Below are 24,567 nucleotides of genomic sequence, written 5' to 3' on the forward strand. Positions count from 1 at the left end.
TTGACGAATTTCCTGCGAAACGGGCTGCTGTTCGCCTTTGTCCTCGCGACAATGCTGACGCTGTGCGCGGCGAACTCTGCCTTCGCAGTCGAGCCGATCAAGATTGCCCGCGACGACGTCGCGCTCGACCTTTCCGGTGCCGTCGAGATCTACCGGAACCAGGGCGAGAATTTCCAGGTGTCGACCGCTCCGGGTCCGGACGGCATCGTGCGGCGCATCGAGGTCGAGGCCAATGACGCGCGTTCGACCGGCGACTGGGCGGTGTTCGCGCTGGCCAACACCACCGACCAGCAGCTCGACAGGCTGATCGTCGCACCGCATTTCCGACTGGTGAATTCAGGCATCTTCTGGCCGGATCTCGGCTCGACCCGCATCGCCGCCATCACGCCCAGCGAAGGCTTCGCGCTCGACCGCCAGACCAGCCCCGACGCCGACGTGTTCCGGGTGACGCTGAACCCCGGGACGGTCATTACCTTCATCGCCGAGCTGGCCTCGCCGAAGCTGCCTCAGGTCTATCTCTGGGATCCGGAATCCTACAAGGACTCGGTCAATTCCTACACGCTGTTTCGCGGCATCGTCATCGGCATTGCAGGCCTGCTGGCGCTGTTCCTGACCATCCTGTTCGTGGTCAAGGGAACCTCGATGTTCCCAGCGACCGCGGCACTTGCCTGGGCGGTGCTGGCCTATATCTGCGTCGATTTCGGCTTCCTCAACAAGATCATCGAGATATCGCCCGGCAATGAGCAGATGTGGCGGGCGGGAACCGAGGTGGCGCTGGCCGGAACCTTCGTGGTGTTCCTGTTCGCCTACCTCAACCTCAACCGATGGCACGGCCATTTCAGCTACGGCGCATTGGTCTGGATCCTCGGACTGTTGCTGATCGCCGGTGTCGCCATCGTCGACCCGGCGGTCGCCGCCGGCATCGCCAGGCTGTCCTTCGCCGCCACCGCGCTGACCGGGCTCGGCCTGATCATCTTCCTCGGCATACGCGGCTACGACCGCGCCATCATGCTGGTGCCTAGTTGGGTGATGGTGCTTTTGTGGCTGTGCGGATCGTGGATGGCGATCACCGGCATGCTGGACAACGATATCGCCCAGCCGGCCTTGGGCGGCGGGCTGATCCTGATCATCCTGTTGATCGGCTTCACCGTCATGCAGCATGCCTTTGCCGGCGGCGCGCTGCATCAGGGCCTGTTCTCCGACCTCGAACGGCAGGCGCTGGCGGTGGCCGGATCGGGCGACACGGTTTGGGACTGGGACGTGCTGCGCGACCGCGTCGTCACCAGGCCCGATGTCAGCATCCAACTCGGCCTGGCGCCCAACAGCCTCGGTGGTGCCGCACGCAACTGGCTGCCGGTGCTGCATGCCGACGACCGCGACACGTTCCGCACCACGCTCGATGTGGTGCTCGAACACCGGCGCGGCCGGGTGTCACAGAACTTCCGACTGCGCGGCGCCGACGGCCATTATCACTGGTTTTCGCTCCGCGCGCGTCCGGTGATCGGGTCGGACGGCGAAGTCATCCGCTGCGTCGGCACCATGGTCGACGTCACCGAGCAGAAGAAATCCGAGGAAAGGCTGCTGCACGATGCCGTGCACGACAATCTGACCGGCCTGCCGAACCGCGAATTGCTGATGAACCGGCTGGAAGCCATCATCTCGATCGCCCGCACCGAAGAGAAGGTGCGCCCGACCGTGTTCGTCATCGACATCGACCGTTTCAAGCAGGTCAATGACGGGCTCGGCATTTCTGCCGGCGACACCATCCTTTTGACCATCGCGCGCCGCCTCCACCGGCTCTTGAAGCCGAAGGATTCGCTGTCGCGCTTTGCCGGCGACCAGTTCGCGCTGATGCTGCTTTCCGAACAGGATCCCGCCCGCATCGCCGCCGTCGCGGACGCCATCAAGCATGCCATCAACAATCCGATCACCTTCGCCAAGCGCGAGATCGTGCTGACGGCCTCGATCGGACTGATCACCTGGAACTCGCCGCAAATGTCGGCCGAGGACATGGTCAAGGATGCCGAGTTGGCCATGCATCAGGCCAAGCGCTTCGGCGGCGACAGGATCGAGCCGTTCCGGCCAGCCTTCCGCACCGTCGGCACCGATCGGCTGCAGTTCGAATCCGACCTGCGCCGCGCCATCGAGCGGCGCGAGTTCACGCTCGCCTACCAGCCGATCGTGCGGCTGGAGGATGGCAGCGTCGCCGGCTTCGAAGCCCTGCTGCGCTGGGACCATCCGCGCCGCGGCATGATCCCACCGGCGGATTTCATCCCGGTCGCCGAGAGCTGCGGGTTGATCGTGCAGCTCGGCCTGTTCGCCATGCAGCAGGCGGCGGAAGACCTCGCCAGCTGGCAAAAGCAGATCGGCGACGCGCCGCTGTCGGTCTCGGTCAACCTGTCCAGCCGCCAGTTGATCCGCCGCGACCTGGTCAGCGACGTCCGCTCCGTGATCGCCCGCGCAAACCTGAAGCCGCGCTGCTTCCGCCTCGAACTCACCGAATCGCTCGTCATGGACAATCCCGAGCAGACGGCCCATGTGCTGACCAAGCTGAAGCAGCTCGGCATCGGCCTGTCGCTGGACGATTTCGGTACCGGCTATTCCTCATTGGCCTATCTGACGCGTTTCCCTTTCGACACCATCAAGATCGACAAGAGCTTCGTCGACGACAAGACACCCAAGCGCGCGGTGCTGCTCAAATCGATGGTCAACATGGCGCATGAACTCGGCCTGTCTGTCGTCGCCGAGGGCATTTCGGACGACAGCGATGCGCTGGAATTGCGCCAGATGGGCTGCGAATATGTGCAGAGCTTCATGTTCGGCGCGCCGATGCCGGGCGACCAGGTGCTGAAGACGCTGAAGGAGCAGTATCCGCTGACGCAAGCGTGAGAAGCTTAGGCGTGTCCGGCGGCGAGGCTGAGATGGGCGAGATCGATGCCGATCGCAGCAAGAATCCGGTCGTATTTGCGCTCGATGTCGGTGTCGAACAGAAGCTCGGCATTGGCCGGGCAAGTCAGCCAACCATTCTCGGCGATCTCGGTCTCCAGTTGGCCGGCGCCCCAGCCGGAATAGCCGAGCGCCATCAGCGCGTGACGAGGACCGCGCCCGGACGATATGGCGCGCAATATGTCGACGGTCGCGGTCAGGCAGATGTCGTCCGAAACGGTCAGCGAGGATTCCACCCGGTAGTCGCCCGAATGCAGGACAAAGCCGCGACTGCGATCCACGGGCCCGCCATTGCGCACGACGAAGTCACGGGCTTGCGCCGGCAGGCGGATCGCCTCGTGTTCGTTCATGATGCCCAGTTGCACGAGCAGATCCGGAAACAACATCTGCTGCGTCTGGTTGATGATCAGCCCCATGGCGCCTTCATCTGAGTGCGCGCAGATATAGACGACCGAGCGCGTGAAACGGTCGTCCTTCATGCCGGGCATGGCAATCAGGAACTGATCGTCGAGAAAGCCGCGGCTCGCGACCGTCTTCTTGTGGCGCAACAAGTCCATGAAAGGCAGCGTAACGCGTTTCCAAAGCGCCGAAAAGATGCACTGTGCGGGATTCGACCAAAGCCCATGCGGCGGGGCCGAGCATTCTCCCCTCGAGGTCACGCAAATATGATACTGGCAAGACCATGAAATCATTGCGCGGCCACGAACGGACGATCAAATCACCGCCATGCGAAGCTTGAAAATCCTGCTGCTCGGCGCCGCCATCGGATTGGCAACCGCACTTCCCGCCGTCGCCTCTTCATCGGCCTGGTACAACAGCGAAGGCGGCAAGGTCCGGCTGGTGACATCAGGCCAACCCGACGACGCCGGCCGCATCCAGGGCGTTCTCGACATAGCGCTCAAGCCCGGCTGGAAAACCTACTGGCGCGATCCGGGAGACGCGGGCGTGCCGCCGCAGCTCGACATCTCAGCCAGCACCAACATCGCCGACGCCGCTCTGTCGTTTCCTGCTCCCCAGCGCCACGACGACGGCTATGGCAAATGGGCAGGCTACAACCATCCGGTTTCGCTGCCGGTGACATTCACACTGGCCACGCCGAACCAGCCGGTGGTGATCGATGCCGACATCTTTCTCGGTATTTGCGAAACGATCTGCATCCCGGTACAGACGCGGCTGACCGTTGATCCTGCCTCCGACCCGGACAATGCCGAGGACGCGGCGCTGGTGAAGGCAAGTTTTTCGGCATTGCCGGCGCCCGCAAGGTCCGATTTCGGCATCAAAGTCCTGCCGGGCGACCACGAAACGCTGATTGTCGAGGCGAGTCTTCCCGGCGATCCGGATGCGGCGGATTTCTTCGTTGCCGGCGAACGTGATTACATGTTCGGCGCCCCTGCCCGAAGCGAAAAGGACGGCAAGCTGATTTTCACAGTGCCGATCCTCGATCGCCCGTCGGCGACGCCCACGGATGGTGGGCTTCACTACACGCTGACGAGTTCGGTGGGTGCGGTCGAAGGGCTTCTGCCTTTCCCTTGATCCAGCGTCTCCAAACGGTTGCGGGACGCCGTTGAGTTCGTTACGCAAAGACCCGTCCTTCCCGATTTTCCCAAGCGAGGAATTCATGACCATTTCAGTTGGCGACAAGCTCCCTGATGTGACCTTCAAGTCGATGACCGCCGATGGCGCGAAGTCGATCACCGGGGCCGAGATCTTCTCCGGCAAGAAGGTCGTGCTGTTTGGGGTGCCCGGCGCCTTCACGCCGACCTGCAGCAACAATCATTTGCCCGGCTATCTCGAGAACCATGACGCCATCCTGGCGCGCGGCGTCGACACAATCGCCGTCGTTTCGGTCAACGACGTCCACGTCATGGGCGCCTGGGCGCACTTCACTGGCGGTGAGGGCAAGATCCTTTTCCTCGCCGACGGCAGTGGCGATTTTGCCAAGGCGACCGGCCTCGACTACACCAGCAACGACATGGGGCTGCGCTCAAGGCGCTTCTCAATGATCGTCGACGACGGCAAGGTTACCGCGCTTAATGTCGAGACCAAGCCCGGTGTCGACGAGTCCGGCGCGGCTCATATTCTGGGGCAGCTCTGAACTTCAGGGCGGCGATCGCGCTTGTGTTCCAGGGATTGCCACTGGGGGGACCCTAGCGATGTTTGACATCTTCTGGCGTGCCATCGCGATCGGCATCGGCGCCACCGTGCTGATGGATCTCTGGGCCGTCTTCCTGCACAAGGCGTTCGGCCAGCCACGGCCGAACTGGGGGCCGGCCGGGCGATGGGTCTGGCACCTCCGCGACAAGCTCTTCCACGACGATATCGGCAATGCAGCGCCCTACGCGCATGAAACGGCGCTGGGCTGGGCCTTTCATTATCTTGTCGGCATCGTCTACGGCGTCATCCTGGTGGTGCTGGCCGGAGCGGGCTGGCTTGCAACGCCGACATTCCTGCCGGCCTTCATCCTCGGCATCGTCACCGTCGGCGCCGGCTGGTTCCTGCTGGCGCCCGGGATGGGCGCTGGCTGGGCCGCATCGAAGCGACCCAATCCGATGCGGATCCGGGCGCTTAATCTAGTATCGCACACGGTGTTCGCGCTCGGACTGTATGGCACGGCGCTGCTGATCCGTTAGAGCAGTTCACCGTTTCACGGAAACGGTGAACTGCCGCCCCGCTCCCGGAATCAATAGCTCTGGGTTGAGCGCCGCACCTTTGCGACAGCCGGCTGTTTTGCCTGCGCAGCCGGGTCTGGCGCCGCTACAGGCTTGAATGGACCCTTCTTGAACGGCGCCATGCCTTCGCGCGCGAGTTCATCGGCACGCTCGTTCTCGGTATGGCCCGCATGGCCCCTGACCCAGTTCCAAGTGACTTTGTGGCGCCGGTTGGCCTCATCCAAAGCCTGCCAGAGCTCACCGTTCTTCACAGGCTTCTTGTCGGCGGTCTTCCAGCCGTTCTTTTTCCAGCCGTGGATCCACTTGGAGATGCCATCCATGACATATTTGCTGTCGGTGTGAAGCTCGACCGCGCAAGGTTCCTTCAGCGCGTTCAGCGCCGAGATGGCGGCGAGAAGTTCCATGCGGTTGTTGGTCGTCTCGGCCTCACCGCCGGAAAGCTCCTTGGTGGTGCCATTGAAGCGCAGGATCGCGCCCCAGCCGCCGGGACCGGGATTGCCCGAACAGGCGCCGTCGGTGAAGATCTCAACCTGCTTGCTCATGATACCCCATATTAGGCCAATCCATATTCCGAAGGAGATCTGATCGCCCGATGGAACCGCATCCTGCGGATATACTCGGTCGGGTCGCGTTTCATCACCAGCCCACCATCGGGCACGGTTAGCCAGTCGTACAGCCGGGTCAGCATGAAGCGCAGTGCCGAACCCCGCGCCAGCATCGGCAGCGCCGCCTTCTCCTGGTCGCTCAGGGGACGCACGCTCTGATAGCCGGCAAGCAACGCCTTGCCCTTGGTGAGGTTGAAGGAAAAATCCTTCTCGAAGCACCAGGCATTGAGGCAGGTGGCGACATCGTAGGCGTAGAGGTCGTCGCAAGCGAAATAGAAATCGATCAGACCGGAGAGCTTTTCGCCGAGGAAGAAGACGTTGTCCGGGAAAAGATCGGCATGGATGATGCCTTGCGGCAGGTCTTTCGGCCAGTTGCGCTCGAAATCGGCGAAGTCGGCATCGACCTCGGCCGCAAGGCCTGGCTCGACTTCATCGGCGCGGTCGCGGGATGCGTTCCAAAGCTTGCGCCAGCCGTCGATGGCCAGCGCATTCGGACGCGTCATCGAAAAATCGGCGCCGGCCAGATGCAACTGCGCCAACGCCTTGCCGACCTCGCCGCAATGCGTCGCTGTCGGCCGCCGCAGCGAAAGCCCTTCGAGGAAGGTGATGATGACAGCCGGTCGGCCGGCGAGCGTGCCGATGACGCTGCCGTCATCCGCGGTCACCGGCAGCGGGCAGGACACGCCCTTTTTTGCTAGATGGCCCATCAGCCCGAGGAAAAACGGCAGATCCGCCTTCTCGACCCGCTTTTCGTAGAGCGTCAGGATGTAGGAGCCGCTGGAGGTGTGCAGCAGGAAGTTCGAGTTCTCGGTACCTTCGGCGATGCCCTTGTAAGACAGGAGTTCGCCGACCGGATAGTGCTTCAGGAACGCGCTGAGTTCGCCTTCCGCAACGTCGGTGTAGACCGCCATGTGCCTTACGCGGCTCCATTGACGAAGGCCATGTCGGCCCGCGTCAGTTCGACATCGCGCAGTACCCGCATGACCGGAAAATCCTCCGTTTCCGTGGCCGTGATGGCCAGGTCGATCGTCACGTCGAAACGTTGCCGGAACGCGTCGATGATCTCGTCGACGATGATTTCGGGCGCCGATGCGCCGGCCGACAGGCCGAGCGTCGAGATGTTGCCGATGTCATTCCACGGAATCTCGGCGGCGCGCTGCACGAGAAGCGACATCGAGGCGCCGGCACGTTCCGCCACTTCGACAAGGCGTCGCGAGTTGGAGGAATTGGGCGCGCCGACGATCAAATAGAGATCGGCGCCGGCCGCGGTCTCCTTGACCGCCTCCTGGCGATTGGTGGTGGCGTAGCAGATCGATTCCGCCGCCGGAGCCTGCAAGGCAGGAAAGCGATCCTGCAAGGCGCGGATGATGCCGGCGGTGTCCTCGACCGACAGCGTGGTCTGGGTAACGAAGCCGAGCGCCTGCGGATCGGCGGGCGCGAGCTTTGCCGCATCGGCTTCTGTCTCGATCAGCGTCACCGCTCCGTCCGGCAACTGGCCCATGGTGCCGATCACCTCGGGATGTCCGGCATGGCCGATCAGGAGCACATGGCGGCCGAGCCGCTGATGGCGCATCGCCTGTTTGTGAACCTTCGACACCAGCGGGCAGGTGGCATCCAGATAGAACAGATTGCGCGCCTGGGCATCGGCCGGCACCGACTTCGGCACGCCATGCGCCGAGAACACGACCGGTGATTGCCGGTGTTCGGCCGGGATTTCGGAGAGTTCCTCGATGAAGACCGCACCAAGGCTTTGCAGACCCTCGACGACATAACGGTTGTGCACGATCTCATGGCGGACATAGACCGGCGCGCCATACTTCTTCAGCGCCAGTACGACAATCTGGATGGCCCGGTCGACGCCGGCGCAAAAACCGCGCGGCTGGCAGAGCCGGATCGTCAGGGGCGGTTTGGTCGTTGTTTGAAGCATGAATCCGGGCCGGTTGATCAGAGCCGAAATGAGGTGCCTACCCCTGCCCTGTCAAGGGCATCGGTAGGGAGGCGGGCGTCGGTGGCGTTCATTCCTCTGTCGCGGGACGGCGAAGCCGCAGGATGAGCACGGCGGCGAGCGCCGCGGCAAGGCCATACCAGGTCATCGCATATTGCAGATGGCTGTTCGGCAGGTCGATGATGGTGACGCCGCCCACCGGCAAGCCGCCTGGATTAGGCGTCTTGTCGGCGTCGATGAAGATCGGCACCAGCGCGGCGCCCGCCGGCAGCCCGGCGCTCGCCGCCATCGCGTCACGATCCTTCCAGTAGAAGATGTTCTTCGCCACATCATTGTCCGGAAGCATCATCGACGGCTTTGCCGGCAGCGGGTTGCGGGCAAGTCCCGTGATCGTCACCCTGCCCGTCACCTGTCCCTTGGCGCGCTTGGCGGCATCCTTCAGATCGTAGGGCACGAAACCGCGATTGATCAGGACGAAGCGGCCATCGTCCAGGGCAAGCGGCGTATAGACATTGAAGCCGGCTTCGCCGTCCCAGGTCGCGAAGAAATGCCGTTCGCCTTGATGCAGGAACGTGCCGGTGACGGCGACCGGCGTATAGTCGACGTCCCCGGTGGCGGCGAATTCTTTCTCAACCTCGGCCAGCGGCCGCGGTTCTGAATGGGTGCGTTGGTCGATGGTTTGGAGAAGATCTTCCTTCCAGTGCAGGCGTTGGACCTGCCAGGTGCCGAGCGCCAGCAGGATCAGCAACAGCACCAGGCCAAGGCCAAGCAGCAATGCCGATCCCGGCCGCGAGCGGCCGCCGGCTTTGATGGACGCCTCGCTCATTCGCCGCGATCCAGCCGGCCCTCGGCCGCCTTGTTGCGGTATTGCAGCGTGAGCAGCACGCCTTTGATCAGCCGCAGCGCCGTCAGGCACAGCACGACCGCCAGCGGGATCCAGACCAGCAGATGCAGCCAGAGCGGCGGGCCTAAAGTCACTTCGACCCAGAGCGCCAGGCCGACGATGATGAAGCCGATGATCAGGATAACGAATACCGCCGGTCCGTCGCCGGCATCGGCGTAGGAATAGTCGAGACCGCAGTTGACGCAGCGCTTGCCGACGGTGAGGAAACCGGAAAAGAGCCGCCCCTCGCCGCAGCGTGGACAGCGGCCATGCAGGCCGGCCGAAATCGGGTCGATCGGAGGCCAGATGGCCCTATCTTCACCCATGGAAGCGTCGTCGCTCATTGCTTACCGCTCGATCTCGATCGGTGTCCTATCGGCCACCATTGCCCAGATTTCATTCATGTCGGAATCCGTAACCGCAATGCAGCCGTCGGTCCAGTCGACCAATTGAAGCAGCTCGGCAACATCATGATCACGAATGCGCAAATGGCACAGGGAATTGTCGGCCGCATGGTCCATCGATCGGCGATCATTGCGCCGAAAAGAAGAGGCGGCCACGTCGCCGCGGCCGCCTTCTTGAAATCGAACCCTCAATCGGGAATCAGTGGGCTTCGACCACCGCACCGACCGATCCCCAGACGTAGATCGATGCGAACAGGAACAGCCAGACCACGTCGACGAAGTGCCAGTACCAGGCTGCGGCCTCGAAGCCGAAATGCTGCTTGGGGGTGAAATCACCCTTGATCGCCCGGATCAGGCAGACCGCCAAGAAAATGGTGCCGATGATGACATGGAAGCCGTGGAAGCCGGTCGCCATGAAGAAGGTGGCGCCGTAAATGGAATCCTTGAAGGCGAAGGGAGCGTGCATGTACTCATACGCCTGCACCATGGTGAACAGCATGCCGAGACCGACGGTCAGCACCAGACCGTTGATCAGTCCCTTGCGATCGCCATGAATGAGCGAGTGGTGCGCCCAGGTAACCGTAGTGCCTGACAGGAGCAGGATGACGGTGTTGTAGAGCGGCAAATGGAAGGGATCGAGAACCTCCATGCCCTTCGGCGGCCAGACGCCACCGGTAAATGTATGGCGCGCGTAATTCTGCACCTCGCCGGCGAAAAGGCTGGCGTCGAAATAGGCCCAGAACCAGGCAACGAAGAACATCACCTCCGAGGCGATGAACATGATCATGCCGTAGCGCAGATGGAGCGACACGACACGCGTATGATGGCCCTCATGCGCTTCCTTGATCGTGTCCGACCACCAGGCGAACATGGTGTAGAGGACGATCACGATGCCGATGAAGAACAGCCACGGATTGGCGATGTTGAGGCCGAAAATCGGGAAGCTGCCGCCCTTCAGATATTGCATCAAGCAGACGCCGCCAAAGGCGGTGACGAGCGCTCCTACCGATCCCAGGAAGGGCCACGGGCTCGGGTCGACGAGATGATAATCATGCTGTGGTTTTGCGTGCGCGTCTGCCATATCAACCCCCGAGATTTGCTTCGGTATTCGAAATTGTTTTGCTCTGGCCTTGAACCGGCTCCGACGACGCAACCGGCTTGTTCTTCTCGACCGGAAACATCGTATAGGACAGAGTGATCGTCTTTACGTCCTTCAGTTCTGGCACGTTGACGATGTCAGGATCCACGTAGAACAGGACCGGCATGTCCAGGGTCTCGCCGGGCTTCAGCGTCGTGTCGGTGAAGCAGAAGCACTCGACCTTGTTGAAGTAGGGTCCCGCCAGTTCCGGCTGCACATTGAAGGTGGCGCGGCCGGTCACGGGGCGATCGAACTTGTTGGTGGCCTTGTAGTGCGCCTGCACCGTCTCGCCGATCTTCATGGTCACCGAGCGCTGGACCGGCTGGAAGTCCCACGGCACGCCGGCGATGTTGGCATCGAAGCGGACGGTGATCTCACGGTCGAGCACGCGGCCGGCATACTGTTTCTCGGCACGCTGCGTCGTGCCGCCATAGCCCGTCGCCTGGCAGAACATCTTGTAGAGCGGCACCGCGGCATAGGCCATGCCGATCATGCCGGTAAAGAAGGCAAGGCAGACGGCCGCGACGACGAGGTTGCCGCTCTTCCCGGCCGGTCTTTTGGGCGTCTCGACGCTCATCACATCGTGCCTGACAGATTGTGGCCGAACTTCACGATCGTCGCGATGTAGAAAATGACGACCAGGACGGCCAGCGCTACACCGATGGCGACCGAACGGTTGCGTCTGGCTTTCCTCTGCCGCTCGGTCAGCGTGACCAGTTCGAGCTTTTCTTCGATCATGGTCATGCTCCGCCCATGGCAAGCGCGCGTTCGACAACGCTGTCGGCCAGATAGGCAGCGAAGATGGCGAAGAGATAAAGCAGCGAATAGGCGAACAAGGCCTTGGCCGGTTTCATGACGCGGTCGTCGTCGGCCATGGCAAGCACTTTCCATGCGTACCAGACAAACCCCAGCCCAAGCAGCGCGGCGGCGACGCCGTAGACCGGCGTGGTATAGCCAAGCAGCCACGGCAGCACACCGACAGGGGCCAGAACCAGCGCGTAAGCGAAGATCTGGCGACGGGTCGAAGCATGTCCGGCGACGTTGGGCATCATCGGGATACCGGCCTTGGCGTAGTCCTCGGACTTGAACAGCGCCAGCGCCCAGAAGTGCGGCGGCGTCCACAGGAAGATGATCAGAAACAGGATCAGGCTTTCCAGGCTGACCGTCCCGGTCACCGCGGCCCAGCCGATCACCGGCGGGATGGCGCCGGCAGCCCCGCCAATGACGATGTTCTGCGGCGTCCAGCGCTTCAGCCACATCGTGTAGACGACGGCATAGAAGAAAATGGTGAAGGCCAGCAGCGTCGCTGCAAGCCAGTTAACCAGCACGCCGAGTGTCATCACCGACAGTACCGAAAGCACCAGACCGAAGCTCAGCGCTTCATGCGCCTGGATGCGACCGGACGGAACCGGACGGCTGGCGGTCCTGGTCATCACCGCATCGATGTCGGCGTCATACCACATATTCAGCGCCCCGGAGGCGCCAGCACCAATGGCAATCGACAGGATGGCGATCACAGCCAGCAGCGGATTGACGGTCACGGGCGCCGCGAGCATGCCGACAAAGGCGGTGAACACCACCAGCGACATGACGCGCGGCTTCAGCAGGGCGAAGAAATCGCCCGCTGTTGCTTCCGACATGCGAAAGCCCGCTTCGTCAATCAATGGGTCGTCGACAAGGGCCATGCGTACTTTAAGTCCATTATTCCGTTGGCCAAAACCGCCGGCGGACCGGCGGTTTCGTATTCGAGCGGGGCAGCCGCCTTACTTGATCTTCGGCAGCTGTTCCCACTGGTGGAAAGGCGGCGGCGAAGGCAGCTGCCATTCGAGAGTCGTTGCACCCTCGCCCCACGGGTTGGCGCCGGCGATCCGCTTCTTCTGGAAAGCTTCGAACACGCAATAGAGGAAGATCAGGACGCCGACGGCCGAGATATAAGAGCCGATGGACGACACATAATTCCAGCCGGCAAACGCGTCCGGATAGTCGATAGTGCGGCGCGGCATGCCGGCGAGGCCGAGGAAATGCTGCGGGAAGAAGATCAGGTTGACACCGACGAAGGTGACCCAGAAGTGGGTGTTGGCGATGACCGGCGAGTACATGTAGCCGGTCATCTTCGGGAACCAGTAGTACCAACCGGCGAAGATGGCGAACACCGCGCCGAGCGACAGCACATAGTGGAAGTGGGCAATGACGAAATAGGTGTCATGCAGCGAGCGGTCGAGGCCGGCATTGGCCAGCTGGACGCCGGTAACGCCACCGATGGTAAACAGGAAGATGAAGCCCAGTGCCCACAGCATCGGCGTCTTGAACGAAATCGACCCGCCCCACATCGTCGCGATCCAGGAGAAGATCTTCACGCCCGTCGGCACCGCGATGACCATGGTGGCGAAGACGAAATAGCGCTGCGTGTCGAGCGACAGGCCGGTCGTGTACATATGGTGCGCCCAGACGATGAAGCCGACGGCGCCGATCGCCACCATGGCGTACGCCATGCCGAGATAACCGAAGACCGGCTTCTTCGAAAAAGTCGATATGACGTGGCTGATGATGCCGAAGCCCGGCAGGATCAGGATGTAGACTTCCGGGTGACCGAAGAACCAGAAAAGGTGCTGGAACAGGATCGGGTCGCCGCCGCCATCGGGAGCAAAGAAGGTCGTGCCGAAATTGCGGTCGGTGAGCAGCATGGTGATGCCGCCGGCCAGAACCGGCAACGAGAGCAGCAGCAGGAAGGCGGTGATCAGCACCGACCAGGCAAACAGCGGCATCTTGTGCAGCGTCATGCCAGGCGCGCGCATGTTGAAGATGGTGGTGATGAAATTGATTGCGCCAAGGATCGACGACGCACCGGCGATGTGGATCGACAGGATTGCCAGATCCATGGCGGGTCCGGGCTGACCCGAGGTCGACAGCGGGGGATAGAGCGTCCAGCCGCCACCGACGCCGAAAGCACCCGGTGCACTCGGCACGAACATCGAGGTGAGCAACAGGATGAAAGCTGGCGGCAGCAGCCAGAAGGAGATGTTGTTCATGCGCGGGAACGCCATGTCTGGCGCGCCGATCATGATCGGCACCATCCAGTTGGCAAAACCGCCGATCAGCGCCGGCATGACCATGAAGAAGATCATGATCAGTGCGTGCGCGGTGGCGAAGGCATTGTACATGCTCTTGCCGCCGTCGATCGCGGCGTCTCCGTTCATGCCGTAGACCATCTGCGCCAGACCGCTGAAGATCTGGATGCCCGGCTCCTGCAACTCCATGCGGATGGCGACAGACAAGGCACCGCCGATGATGCCGGCCATGATCGCGAAGATCAGGTAGAGCGTACCGATGTCCTTGTGGTTGGTCGAATAAACCCAGCGCACCCAGCCGTGATAAGGCTTGTGATCGTGCCCGTCGTGAGCTGCAGCGTCTGCCATGTTCCGCTCCGTTCCCTGATCTTTTCTGGCCGCGGCATCAGTTGCCGGCGGCTGCTACCTTGTTTTGGCCGTCGACCTGCGCCATCAGCGTCTTGTTGGCGCCGGGCAGATTGGTCTTGGCTGCCGCCAGCCAGGTCTTGAACTGCGCGTCGGAGACGACGCGGATGGCGATCGGCATGAAGGCATGGTCCTTGCCGCAGAGCTGCGAGCATTGGCCGTAATAGAGGCCTTCCTTCTCCGCCTTGAACCAGGTCTCGTTGGTGCGGCCCGGAATGGCGTCGATCTTGATGCCGAACGACGGCATGGCAAAGGAGTGGATGACGTCGGTCGCGGTGACAAGCACGCGGGTCATGGTGTTGACCGGCACCACCAGTTCATTGTCGACGGCCAGCAGGCGCGGATATTCCTTGCGGTCCTCCTTGCCGGCGCCGGCCCGATCACCGTCCTGGAGGATCGCGGAGTTGAAGGAGAGCGTATTCTCGGTCTGGTACTCGTAGTCCCAGTTCCACTGGTTGCCGGTCGCCTTGACGGTCAGCTTTGCTTCTTCCGGCGGCGTATATTGCGCGGTCAGCAGCTGGAACGAGGGAATGGCGAGGCAAAGCAGGATGACGACCGGGCCGACAGTCCAGATCACCTCGATCAGCGTGTTGTGGCTGGTCTTGGATGGGACCGGGTTCGCACTGGCGCGGAATCTCACGATGCAATAGGCGAGGAGAAGCAGCACCAGGATGGTGATCGGGACGATGAACCACATCGTGTAGTTTCCGAACCACTCGATCTGCCGCATCATGTCGGTCGCAGGTGTCTGAAAGGTTGTCTCCCAGTCCTTGGGCTGGTCGGCACGGGCGGATGTGCCGGCGAAAAACGTGATAGCGGCACAAGCACTTAGAAGCTTGGCACCTGCTAGAAACTTGGCGCTTGCCAGGAAATTTCTCATCGCCCTCATCGTCTCCCAGTTTCTCGCGGCGGTATCCACGAGAATAACGAACAATGCCGGGACGGGAATCCCGACAGTCTCAAGCTGGTTCAAACCATACTCTTTTTCCCTCTGCAAGAAAGGAGCGGGCGAAACCGTGCGGCATTTTTGCGCGCGAGACCGGATGCGCCTTTGAAGGCGGCGGCGGCGGCGCCGAATCGCCTATGTTGGGCCAACGGTAGCATTCCTGCGGACCGCTCGTGCCGGGCGTCGCAATTCGGGCGAAATTGGCAGGGAAAAGCGCCGCATTGGCCTTTTCGGGGCAGACCGGGTGCGGTCCCGTCCTTTACTTGGCTTTGGCGCGGCTTAAAGTGCCGTGATTCGCAATGGAGCCGTCATGACCCCTTGGCTTTCGAGAAACTCTCGGTTTTCGAGAAACTGGGCGAAGGTCATCTTTCTCGCCGCCCTGTCTGGTATCGGCATGTCCGGCACGGCCAACGCCGCGCAACCGAGCGGCACGGTGCGCTCGACGCATGGCGCGTGGTCGATCATCTGCGACACCCCGGCAGGCGCGACCTCGGAACAATGCGTGATGATGCAGAACGTCGTCGCCGAGGATCGTCCGGAGATGGGGCTGTCGGTCGTCGTGCTGCGCACCGCCGATAACAAGGCGGAGATCCTGCGCGTGCTGGCACCGCTCGGCGTACTTTTGCCCAACGGGCTCGGCCTCAATGTCGACGGCAAGGATATCGGCCGCGCCTATTTCGTACGCTGCTTCCAGGACGGCTGCTATGCCGAGGTCATTCTCGAAAAGCCGCTGCTCGACACGCTGAAGACCGGCACGTCGGCCACCTTCATCGTTTTCCAGACTCCGGAAGAAGGCATCGGCATCCCGGTCGATCTCAAGGGGTTCGCCGACGGTTTTGCCGCCCTGCCCTGACAGGCTGGTGCTTGCTGGAAACCTTTCTAACTGGAATTCGATGGCCAGCGACCTCAAGGACTTCATCCACCAAAAGTGACGTCGACCGACCTGTCGGCGAGCGCATTTGTCTTCGCAATGCGACGGGACGATTGTCTCGACGCGCCTTCGCGCCTACATCGGGGCAAAGACCCATTCCTCCTGTGAACGGACGCGCCATGAACAGCCTGATCGGCCAATTCGACATTTCAGACGATCGCATCAAGCAAATCGTCGCTGAGACCATCAACGGCGCCGACGACGGCGAGCTGTTTCTCGAATACAGCGAAAGCGAAGCGCTGATGTTCGACAATGGCCGGCTGAAGACCGCCAATTTCAACACCGACCAGGGGTTTGGTCTGCGTGCCGTCGCCGGCGAAGCCAGCGGTTACGCGCATTCCAGCGATCTTTCCGAGGCCTCGCTGCTGCGCGCGGCCGACGCCGTTTCAACCGTCAAGGGCGGCTATTCCGGCACGCTTGCCGCCGCACCCGCCCGCACCAACCGCCATCTCTATGGCGAGGAGAACCCTATCCCCTCGCCTTCCTTCGAGACCAAGGCAAAGCTGCTGCAGGAGATCGACGCGTGGCTGCGCGCCGAGGATCCGCGCGTGCGCCAGGTTTCGGCCTCGCTTGCCGCCTCCTGGCAACATGTCGAGATCGTGCGCGCCGACGGCCAGGTGGTGCGCGATATCCGCCCGCTGGTCCGCATCAACGTCTCTGTCGTGGTCGGCAATGGCGACCGCCAGGAGAGCGGCTCCTACGGCATGGGCGGCCGCAAGGCCTTTGGCGAATTCCTGGTCGAGGACAGCTGGAAGCACGCCGCCAAGGAGGCGCTCCGGCAAGCCCTCGTCAACCTCGAGGCGATACCGGCGCCGGCCGGCACCTTCGACATCGTGCTGTCGAGCGGTTGGCCGGGCGTCATGCTGCACGAGGCTGTCGGCCATGGGCTGGAAGGCGACTTCAACCGCAAGAAGACCTCGGCCTTCGCCGGCCTGCTGGGCCAGCAGGTCGCCGCCAAGGGAGTGACCGTCATTGACGACGGCACCATGCCCGAGCGGCGCGGCTCGCTCACTGTCGATGACGAAGGCACGCCTTCGGCCCGCAATGTGCTGATCGACGACGGCAAATTGGTCGGCTACATGCAGGATCGCCAGAACGCCCGGCTGATGGGTATGAAGGCGACCGGCAACGGCCGGCGTGAAGGCTATGCCCACCAGCCGATGCCGCGCATGACCAACACCTACATGACGGCAGGCGACATGGAGCCGGACGAAATCATCGCTTCGGTGAAGAACGGCATCTATGCAGTCTCCTTCGGCGGCGGCCAGGTCGACATCACCTCAGGCAAATTCGTCTTCGGCTGCACCGAGGCTTACATGATCGAGAACGGCAAGGTGACGCAGCCGATCAAGGGCGCCATGCTGATCGGCAACGGGCCGGACGCCATGCATCGCGTTGCGATGATCGGCAACGACATGAAGCTCGACACCGGCATCGGCATGTGCGGCAAGGCCGGACAGGGCGTGCCTGTCGGCGTCGGCCAGCCGCATTTGCGCATGAACCAGATGACGGTGGGCGGCACGCGGGTCTGATGCGATGGCCACTGGAGAAAAGTCCGTTGCCACCAGTTCAACCGATGATCAGGTCACACGGCCTGTTCCGGTCTTTCCCTCAACGCGGCCAGAGGATGTGTTCGGGTCGCTGCCCAGCAGTGGCAAGCCGAAAACATTGAGAGAAATGGAAACGGGCGTGCTCGCGGAAGCAAGGCGTCGCCGAACCAGCGAATGATCTACCGTCGCCGTTTCGGCTTCTCCAGCAGCGCCACCGCCTCGACGTGCGGCGACCACAGGAACTGGTCGATCGGCGTCACGCTTTTCAAGGTGTAGCCGCCGTCGATGAGGATACGCAAATCCCGCGCGAGCGTCACCGGATTGCAGGATACCGCGGCGACGTACGGAACATCCGAGCGGGCGATCTGCTTCGACTGGTCCTCGGCGCCGGCGCGTGGCGGGTCGAACACCAGGCCGTCGAAACCATTCAATTCCTTGAACGTCAGCGGCCGGCGGAACAGGTCGCGGCGTTCAGCCGTCACCCGCTTCAGGCCGGTGGCGAAGCGTGACCCCCGGTCGAGCGCCGAAAGGGCTGCCGCATCACCCTCCACCGCGTGGACTTCGGATTTGGTCGCCAGCCGCAAGGCAAAGCTGCCGCAACCGGCAAAGAGATCCGCCACCCTCTTGGCACGCTTCAGATGGCCGCCGACGATATCGGCCATCGCCTGTTCGGCGGCCTCGGTGGCCTGCAGGAAGGCGCCAGGCGGAATGGCGACGGCAACGCCGCCGAACATGACCGTTGGCTTTTTTGGCTCTATGATGATCTCGTCGTCGATCGAAAGCCGCGCAAATCCCTGGGCCATGACGAAATTGGAAGCGACCCGACGCTGGTTCTCGCCCAGTTTGCCTGATTCATAGACGGCGACATCAAGGCCCGAACCGGTCACGGTGACCGCCAGCCGAAACGATTTTGTTGTGGCGCATATCAACTCGGCGAGCGCTTTCAGCGGGCCGAGCGCGCTGACGATCTCGGGCAGCGAGATCGGACATTCCGATATGGAGATGATCTCCGGCGACAGATGACGGTTGAAGCCAAGCAGCATACCGCTATCGGTTCGCCGGGCGGCAAGCACCACACGGCGGCGCGTGTGCGGCGCGCAGGCGACCAGTTCGCCGATCTCGCAATCGATGGCCTTACCCTTCAAGGCGTGCACCACCTTTTCGCGTTTCCACTGGCGATAGGCTTCGGCTTCGAAATGCTGGAGGGCGCAGCCGCCGCATTCGGTGAAATGGCGGCAGGCGGGATCGATGCGCAACGGCGAGGCTTCCAGCACCGCCACCAGCATGGCGCGATCCCTTTCGCGCGCGGCGGTGACTGTCTCGCCGGGCAGTGTGAAGGGAATGAACAGATCGCCTGTCTCGGTCTCGGCGATGCCGTCCCCCTGAGCGCCAAGTTTCCTGATGCTGAAGCGCGCGCTCATCGATCCTTGATCCCACCGAGCAGGAATTCGCGATTGCCGTCGCCGCCCTCGATCGGTGACAGATGCAGCCCCAGCGCCCGCCAGCCGGGGACGGCATCGAGCCAATCCTGCAACAGGCCGGCGACACGGGAGGCGTCGTAGGGATCTTTCAACAGACCACCCTTGCCGATCGCTTCGCGACCAGCCTCGAATTGAGGCTTGACCAGAAACATGGCCTTGGCGCCAGCCTTCGCAAGGCCAAGCGCCGGCGGCATCGCCAGTTTCAGCGAGATGAAGCTGACATCGGATACGATGAAATCCGGTATACGACCGCCAAGATCGGCGGCGGTGAGATCGCGGGCGTTCAAGCCTTCGATCACCGTCACACGCGGGTCTCCCCCGACATCCGGGTGCACCTGACCATGCCCGACATCGATGGCGGTGACATGAGCAGCGCCGCGCTCCAGCAGGACCTGGGTAAAGCCGCCTGTCGAGGCGCCGATGTCGAGTGCCTCACAGCCGGCGGGATCGAGGCCGAAATGGTCGAGCCCGCCGATCAGCTTGAGCGCCGCGCGCGACACATAGCCTTGCGCCGGGTCGTCGATGGCGATGAGACATTGCGGCGAAACGCTCTGACCAGGCTTGCGGGCAAGGACGCCGTCGACAGTCACCGTGCCGCGTTCGACCGCGTCGCGGGCACGCGAGCGGCTGGCAAACAGCCCGCGCTGGACGAGCAGGTCGTCAAGCCGCTGGCGGGCGCTGGCTGGCAGAGGCGAATTCATCGGCCTTCATGGCGAAAGCCGACGACGATGGCAAGGGCACTGCCCGGCATTGAAGGAAAGCATGTCGCCTCCGACAATGATCTGCAAACGGCGCTTCGTGCTTGGGCAATCACGCGCCTCAACTTCAAGGAAGATGGGCATGACAGAAATTCTCTCGTCTTAAGCCACCGGAAATTTCATGGATCGTTAACCAGTTCTCGTCGCACTTGTTTGAGGACTAAAATGTTATGACTGCGACAGCCCGCAAAACGGGATGAAGAGGCGGCAATCTTGGAAATGGCCAGCGAAATCGTCTACAAGGTGCTTGACCGGATTTCCGGCGCCGGTCTGCTGGCGACCGGACTTCTGTTGCTGACCGCTTTGGTCAGCGCCCTCGTCGCCTATTGGCGCACGGTCGAGAAAAAGAGCTGGAAAGAATTCTTCGAGTTCGCGATCCCGCACGAGGTCGTCACTCATCCCTCGGCGAGAGCCGACCTTCTGTTCTGGGTGACGAGGAAGGCCCTGATGCCGTTCCTCATGCTGCCTGCCGGCATCGTCTTCGTCAGCGCCGTCGGTTATGCGACGAACTGGCTGCTCACGACCTTCCTTCCGATCCAAGCGCCTCTGATCGACGGTCCGGCAGGACCGGTGACGGTAACGATATTCACCATCACAATGCTGCTCGCCTACGACATCTCATATTATCTCTATCATGTCGCCCAGCATCGCTATCCGGTGCTTTGGGAACTGCACAAGGTGCACCATTCGGCCGAAGTGATGGTCGGCATAACCAAGGACCGCGTCCACCCGCTCGACGAATTGATGAACCGGGCTTGGGACGGCGTCATTCCCGGCATCTGCTTCGGCATCTGGTCGCTGGTCGCGTTGAACCTCGTCGAACTGACGATCTTCGGCGTCAACGTCTACATCATACGCAACATCCTGATGATGGATTTCGTCAGGCACACGCATTTCAAGATTTCCTTTGGGCCGCTGAACAACCTGATCTTATGCCCGCACTGGCATCAGTTGCATCACAGCACGGACCCGCGCCACTACGACAAGAACTTCGGGCTGCTCTTCTCGTTCTGGGACCGACTGTTCGGAACGCTATGCGTCCCCAGACCGGACGAGGACTTCAAGTTCGGTTTGATCGAACGCAACGTGCGCGAGTACCAGTCGCTCTCAGGCCTCTATATCCTGCCGCTGAAGCGGATTTGGCGGCTGATCGCCAGATACCTCCGCACTGAAAAGCCGGAGTCACGGCAATCGCCGCAAAGGGGCAAGCCTTGAACGGGCCTGTCGTGTGCCGGCTGCCGCAAACGCACCAGATCGAAGTCGCGACTTCGGCCGCGCGCCTGGCAGAAATAGCGCCGGCCTGGGCGGCGCTCTGGCAACGCGCCGGCGGCCTTGTTTTCCAGCATCCGGACTGGATCTCGGCCTGGTGGCGCACGACGCCGCATCAGGACCGGCGCGGCCTCAGGATCGGGTTGGTCTGGAGCGGCAAGCGCCTCGAGGCCGTCATTGCGCTTGCGACCTTCAAGCGCTCCGGTGTCCGTATCCTGGAATGGGCGGCGAAAGATCACAGCGATTATGGCGACGTGTTGCTCGCCCCCGACTGCGACCCGTTGATTCTATCGCAGCTCTGGCAACGCATTCTCGACGATGGTGGCTTCGACCTTGTCTATCTGAATCGTTTGTTGCCGGATGCCCGATTCCACGCCCTGCTCGGTTCCGCCGCCCCAGGCCGCGGCTCGATCTTGCAGCCAAACCACCGCAGCGAGATCAGCCATCGTGTCGTTGGCACCTGGCAAGGCGGCGCGCAATGGTTCGAAAGCCAATCGAAAAAAACCCGGCAAAACTATCGCCGTGGCCGCAAATTCATGGAGGAAGGCGGCAAGCTGCGCTTCCGCCTGATGGATGCGCACGAAGACCGCGAGCAGGTGCTCGAGCGCGTCGCGGCGCTGAAGCGGCTGTGGCTGGCAAAGCACGGCCGCGCTTCGGATCTCTTCGACGAAGGCTCCACCGCTCTGGCGGCACTGGTCTCCGTCCTGGCCGCGCTCGGATTGCTGCGCATCTTCGTGCTCGAACGTGACGACGCGATCATCGCCGTCTCGATCAATTTCGAGCAGCACGGGACGATGATGGCTTTCGTCACGACCTATGACCCGTCCTTCGAGCGGGCCTCGCCGGGCATGGTCTTGATGATGGACTATATCCAGTGGTCGCTTGACCAGGGCCTGACCACGGTCGACTTTCTCTGCGGCGGCGAGGATTTCAAGCGCCGCTTTTCGACGCACTCGGTGATCTTGTCATCGGTGATGGGTGGGCGAAGCCTTCGCGGACGCCTCGCCATCTTGGCCGACCGCGCCCGCCACGCCACGAAATCATGGCGCTCCGGGAAGCCGCCGAAACAAGCGGAGCTGGCCGAGGAATAGCCTTTTCAGATCGGCTGCATAACGGCAAGCGTCATGGAAAGGCATCTGGCGATGGACCGACACCCATCGTGCCTTCTTAAGCAACTCCAGGCCCTCTGGCCTCCAATTTAGAAAATGGTTCGCGAAACCTGCCGTTCCACGGCGGGCGACAGACCGTCGTCCGGCTTGCCCGTGGCTTCCTCGCGTGGGCGTTCGCTCATGGCCGGCGCTACGCCCTGCACGACCACGAGCTGCGGCACCTGCTTGTAGGAAAAGCCGCCGCGGATATCGCCCATCTTGCCGGCGACGATGCCCATGGCCGCCTTTTCGAGGCTGCGATCGTAGCGCGTTTCGGCGGCGGCCGGCACGACGATGAGGGTGCAAAGCGCTACGCCGCACAGAAGCGTTTTCATTGTTGTTGTCTCCCTGCCTGGTCAACGGTTTAGCAGGGCGCCGTTGAAAAACGACCAAGAGAGACGGTAAGCGAAAGGCCAAACGGCAGCGTAAACAACGCGTTAAGGTCGTGGGCCGGCCAACTGATTCAAATCGTTGAGACTTTGATTCAGGCGCGTTGTGCGCGAACCACATGCCCGAGCGCGACGAACACGGTGCGCACGATGCCCGCCGCATCGAGCCCAGCATCGGCGTACATCTTTTCCGGCTTGGCGTGATCGGTGAACGCGTCGGGCAACACCAGCGGACGCACCTTCAAGCCGCTTTCTAGGAGACCTTCGTGGGCCAGGAACTGCAGCACGTGGCTGGCAAAGCCGCCGACGGCGCCCTCCTCCACCGTCACCAGCACCTCATGCGAGCGGGCCAGCCGCCGGATCAGGTCCTCGTCGAGCGGCTTGGCGAAACGGGCATCGGCGACCGTGGTGGAAAGCCCGGCCGCACCCAGCTCCTCGGCGGCGATCAGACAATCCTGCAGTCGCGTGCCGAAGGACAGCAGCGCTACCTTGGTGCCCTCCTTGACGATGCGGCCCTTGCCGATTTCGAGAACCGAGCCGCGCTCCGGCAGGTCCACGCCGACGCCGTTGCCGCGCGGATAGCGGAAGGCGATCGGGCCGTCATCATAGCTCGCCGCGGTGCGCACCATATGGCGCAGCTCCGCCTCGTCGGCAGCGGCCATGACGACAAACCCCGGCAAGGTTGCCAGGAAGGTGGTGTCGAAAGCGCCGCAATGGGTGGCGCCGTCGGCTCCGACGAAACCAGCCCGGTCGATGGGAAACCGCACCGGCAATTTCTGGATGGCGACGTCGTGGACGACCTGGTCGTAGGCACGCTGCAGGAAGGTCGAATAGATCGCCGCGAACGGCCTATAGCCTTCGGTGGCAAGGCCGGCTGCGAAGGTCACCGCGTGCTGTTCGGCGATGCCGACATCGAAGGTCCGCGACGGGAATGCCTCGCCGAACAGGTCGAGGCCGGTGCCGCTCGGCATGGCAGCGGTGACGGCAACGATACGGTCATCCTCGCGGCCTTCCCTTACCAGGCTTTCGGCGAACACCTTGGTGTAGGCAGGCGCGTTGGCGGGCGCCTTGGCCTGCGCGCCGGTGATGACATCGAATTTGTTGACGCCGTGATATTTGTCGGCGGCGGCTTCCGCCGGCGCGTAGCCCTTGCCCTTCTGAGTGACGACATGGATCAGCACGGGGCCTTCGCCATTGTCGCGGACATTTTTCAGGACCGGGATCAGATGCTCCAGATTGTGACCGTCGATCGGGCCGATGTGATAGAAACCGAGCTCCTCGAACAGCGTGCCGCCGGTAACGTAGCCGCGTGCATGCTCGACCGCCCTTGTGATCGCGCGGTCGGCGCGTTTGCCGAGATAGGACGTCAGTTTCTTGCCGAAATCGCGCAGGCCGATATAGGCCTTGCCCGAAGCCAGACGCGCCAGATAGGCGCTCATCGCGCCGGTCGGCGGCGCGATCGACATGTCGTTGTCGTTGAGGATGACGATCAGCCGCGCATCGAGCGCGCCGGCATTGTTCATCGCCTCGTAGGCCATGCCGGCAGACATCGCACCGTCGCCGATGACAGCGATGACATTGTTGCGGCCGCCGGAGAGATCGCGAGCGGCAGCCATGCCGAGGCCGGCCGAAATCGATGTCGAGGAGTGGGCGGCGCCGAAGGGATCGTACTCGCTCTCGGCGCGGCGGGTGAAGCCCGACAGGCCCCCTTCCTGGCGCAATGTGCGGATGCGGTCACGGCGGCCGGTCAGGATCTTGTGCGGATAGGCCTGATGGCCGACGTCCCAGATAAGCCGGTCATCGGGGGTGTTGAAGACATAGTGCAGCGCCACCGTCAACTCGACCACGCCAAGGCCGGCGCCAAGATGGCCGCCGGTGTGGGAGACGGCATCGATCAGCTCGGCGCGAAGCTCGGCTGCCAATTGCGGCAGCTCGCTTTCGGCAAGCGTGCGCAGGTCGGCTGGGATGCGGACCTTGTCGAGAAGCGGCGTATGCGGCGTTGCGTTCACGGGTGCTCAGGCTTTCTGTTCAT

General features: G+C 62.5%; 24 protein-coding genes and 1 pseudogene. 8 read left to right on the forward strand and 17 right to left on the reverse strand.

The window, feature by feature from the left end:
- Positions 1–2,889: an EAL domain-containing protein gene (locus NKI20_RS13655; RefSeq protein ID WP_352831207.1), complete on the forward strand. Its 2,889-nt coding sequence runs from the start codon at positions 1–3 to the stop codon at positions 2,887–2,889.
- A 5-nt stretch (positions 2,890–2,894) separates the two neighbouring features.
- Here NKI20_RS13655 and NKI20_RS13660 read toward each other — a convergent pair whose 3' ends face one another.
- Positions 2,895–3,503 carry a YqgE/AlgH family protein gene (locus tag NKI20_RS13660; protein ID WP_023759143.1) on the reverse strand — a complete coding sequence of 203 codons (609 nt, stop codon included), beginning with the start codon at positions 3,501–3,503 and terminating at the stop codon, positions 2,895–2,897.
- Between the two features lie 169 nt (positions 3,504–3,672).
- Here NKI20_RS13660 and NKI20_RS13665 point away from each other — a divergent pair, with 169 nt between their 5' ends.
- The 3 genes from NKI20_RS13665 (at position 3,673) to NKI20_RS13675 (ending at position 5,576) form a co-directional block, all read left to right on the forward strand.
- Complete coding sequence (locus NKI20_RS13665) at positions 3,673–4,479, forward strand: protein-disulfide reductase DsbD domain-containing protein (RefSeq protein ID WP_352831209.1); 807 nt, start codon at positions 3,673–3,675, stop codon at positions 4,477–4,479.
- Between the two features lie 85 nt (positions 4,480–4,564).
- Positions 4,565–5,041: a peroxiredoxin gene (locus NKI20_RS13670; protein ID WP_352608456.1), complete on the forward strand. Its 477-nt coding sequence runs from the start codon at positions 4,565–4,567 to the stop codon at positions 5,039–5,041.
- Positions 5,042–5,099: 58 nt separating this feature from the next.
- Positions 5,100–5,576 carry a DUF2938 domain-containing protein gene (locus NKI20_RS13675; RefSeq protein WP_352608458.1) on the forward strand — a complete coding sequence of 159 codons (477 nt, stop codon included), beginning with the start codon at positions 5,100–5,102 and terminating at the stop codon, positions 5,574–5,576.
- Positions 5,577–5,626: 50 nt separating this feature from the next.
- On the opposite strand, the gene rnhA is transcribed toward NKI20_RS13675, so the two are convergent.
- From rnhA to coxB, 12 genes and pseudogenes are all read right to left on the reverse strand, one after another.
- The gene (gene rnhA / locus NKI20_RS13680) at positions 5,627–6,157 is read right to left on the reverse strand and encodes a ribonuclease HI (RefSeq protein WP_352608460.1); all 531 of its coding nucleotides are present in this window, start codon (positions 6,155–6,157) and stop codon (positions 5,627–5,629) included.
- Between the two features lie 11 nt (positions 6,158–6,168).
- A complete protein-coding gene (locus NKI20_RS13685; protein ID WP_352831212.1) occupies positions 6,169–7,131 on the reverse strand; it encodes a homoserine kinase in 963 nt (320 codons plus the stop codon).
- Between the two features lie 5 nt (positions 7,132–7,136).
- Positions 7,137–8,147, reverse strand: coding sequence for a 4-hydroxy-3-methylbut-2-enyl diphosphate reductase (gene ispH / locus NKI20_RS13690; RefSeq protein ID WP_109662268.1), 1,011 nt, complete (start codon positions 8,145–8,147; stop codon positions 7,137–7,139).
- Positions 8,148–8,235: 88 nt separating this feature from the next.
- Positions 8,236–8,991, reverse strand: a complete 756-nt coding sequence (locus NKI20_RS13695; RefSeq protein WP_352831215.1) for an SURF1 family protein — start codon at positions 8,989–8,991, stop codon at positions 8,236–8,238.
- A complete protein-coding gene (locus NKI20_RS13700) occupies positions 8,988–9,374 on the reverse strand; it encodes a DUF983 domain-containing protein (RefSeq protein ID WP_352831249.1) in 387 nt (128 codons plus the stop codon). Before NKI20_RS13700 ends, NKI20_RS13695 begins: the two co-directional genes overlap by 4 nt.
- Before the next feature lie 21 nt (positions 9,375–9,395).
- A pseudogene (locus NKI20_RS13705) lies at positions 9,396–9,506 on the reverse strand (L,D-transpeptidase family protein); the annotation flags it as partial.
- Positions 9,507–9,651: 145 nt separating this feature from the next.
- Positions 9,652–10,533: a cytochrome c oxidase subunit 3 gene (locus tag NKI20_RS13710; protein ID WP_023759132.1), complete on the reverse strand. Its 882-nt coding sequence runs from the start codon at positions 10,531–10,533 to the stop codon at positions 9,652–9,654.
- Between the two features lies 1 nt (position 10,534).
- A complete protein-coding gene (locus NKI20_RS13715) occupies positions 10,535–11,167 on the reverse strand; it encodes a cytochrome c oxidase assembly protein (RefSeq protein WP_352831217.1) in 633 nt (210 codons plus the stop codon).
- Complete coding sequence (locus NKI20_RS13720) at positions 11,167–11,334, reverse strand: cytochrome c oxidase system small membrane protein (protein WP_023759130.1); 168 nt, start codon at positions 11,332–11,334, stop codon at positions 11,167–11,169. Before NKI20_RS13720 ends, NKI20_RS13715 begins: the two co-directional genes overlap by 1 nt.
- Positions 11,331–12,275, reverse strand: a complete 945-nt coding sequence (locus tag NKI20_RS13725; protein ID WP_352831219.1) for a heme o synthase — start codon at positions 12,273–12,275, stop codon at positions 11,331–11,333. Before NKI20_RS13725 ends, NKI20_RS13720 begins: the two co-directional genes overlap by 4 nt.
- Before the next feature lie 78 nt (positions 12,276–12,353).
- Positions 12,354–14,006 carry a cytochrome c oxidase subunit I gene (gene ctaD / locus NKI20_RS13730; RefSeq protein ID WP_023759128.1) on the reverse strand — a complete coding sequence of 551 codons (1,653 nt, stop codon included), beginning with the start codon at positions 14,004–14,006 and terminating at the stop codon, positions 12,354–12,356.
- Between the two features lie 37 nt (positions 14,007–14,043).
- The gene (gene coxB / locus NKI20_RS13735; protein ID WP_502898100.1) at positions 14,044–14,943 is read right to left on the reverse strand and encodes a cytochrome c oxidase subunit II; all 900 of its coding nucleotides are present in this window, start codon (positions 14,941–14,943) and stop codon (positions 14,044–14,046) included.
- 376 nt (positions 14,944–15,319) lie between these two features.
- Here coxB and NKI20_RS13740 point away from each other — a divergent pair, with 376 nt between their 5' ends.
- Together NKI20_RS13740 and tldD are read left to right on the forward strand one after the other, a co-directional pair.
- The gene (locus NKI20_RS13740; RefSeq protein ID WP_352608468.1) at positions 15,320–15,862 is read left to right on the forward strand and encodes an invasion associated locus B family protein; all 543 of its coding nucleotides are present in this window, start codon (positions 15,320–15,322) and stop codon (positions 15,860–15,862) included.
- Positions 15,863–16,059: 197 nt separating this feature from the next.
- Positions 16,060–17,472, forward strand: coding sequence for a metalloprotease TldD (gene tldD / locus NKI20_RS13745; RefSeq protein ID WP_352831224.1), 1,413 nt, complete (start codon positions 16,060–16,062; stop codon positions 17,470–17,472).
- A gap of 197 nt (positions 17,473–17,669) precedes the next feature.
- On the opposite strand, the gene NKI20_RS13750 is transcribed toward tldD, so the two are convergent.
- Both NKI20_RS13750 and NKI20_RS13755 read right to left on the reverse strand, forming a co-directional pair.
- Positions 17,670–18,911 carry a class I SAM-dependent RNA methyltransferase gene (locus tag NKI20_RS13750; protein ID WP_352831227.1) on the reverse strand — a complete coding sequence of 414 codons (1,242 nt, stop codon included), beginning with the start codon at positions 18,909–18,911 and terminating at the stop codon, positions 17,670–17,672.
- Positions 18,908–19,672: a TlyA family RNA methyltransferase gene (locus NKI20_RS13755; protein WP_023759120.1), complete on the reverse strand. Its 765-nt coding sequence runs from the start codon at positions 19,670–19,672 to the stop codon at positions 18,908–18,910. Before NKI20_RS13755 ends, NKI20_RS13750 begins: the two co-directional genes overlap by 4 nt.
- A 276-nt stretch (positions 19,673–19,948) precedes the next feature.
- Here NKI20_RS13755 and NKI20_RS13760 point away from each other — a divergent pair, with 276 nt between their 5' ends.
- Together NKI20_RS13760 and NKI20_RS13765 are read left to right on the forward strand one after the other, a co-directional pair.
- Positions 19,949–20,944: a sterol desaturase family protein gene (locus NKI20_RS13760; protein WP_352831229.1), complete on the forward strand. Its 996-nt coding sequence runs from the start codon at positions 19,949–19,951 to the stop codon at positions 20,942–20,944.
- Entirely contained in the window at positions 20,941–22,089 is a 1,149-nt protein-coding gene (locus NKI20_RS13765) for a GNAT family N-acetyltransferase (protein ID WP_352831231.1), read from the forward strand. The genes NKI20_RS13760 and NKI20_RS13765 overlap by 4 nt, the downstream gene beginning before the upstream one ends.
- Positions 22,090–22,196: 107 nt before the next feature.
- Here NKI20_RS13765 and NKI20_RS13770 read toward each other — a convergent pair whose 3' ends face one another.
- Together NKI20_RS13770 and dxs are read right to left on the reverse strand one after the other, a co-directional pair.
- On the reverse strand, positions 22,197–22,481 hold the full coding sequence (locus NKI20_RS13770; protein WP_352831234.1) for a hypothetical protein: 285 nt from the start codon (positions 22,479–22,481) through the stop codon (positions 22,197–22,199).
- Positions 22,482–22,630: 149 nt separating this feature from the next.
- Complete coding sequence (dxs, locus tag NKI20_RS13775; protein ID WP_352831236.1) at positions 22,631–24,544, reverse strand: 1-deoxy-D-xylulose-5-phosphate synthase; 1,914 nt, start codon at positions 24,542–24,544, stop codon at positions 22,631–22,633.
- Between the last annotated feature and the right edge of the window lie 23 nt (positions 24,545–24,567).

The sequence above is a fragment of the Mesorhizobium sp. M0830 genome, from assembly GCF_040319965.1.
Lineage (GTDB): Bacteria > Pseudomonadota > Alphaproteobacteria > Rhizobiales > Rhizobiaceae > Mesorhizobium.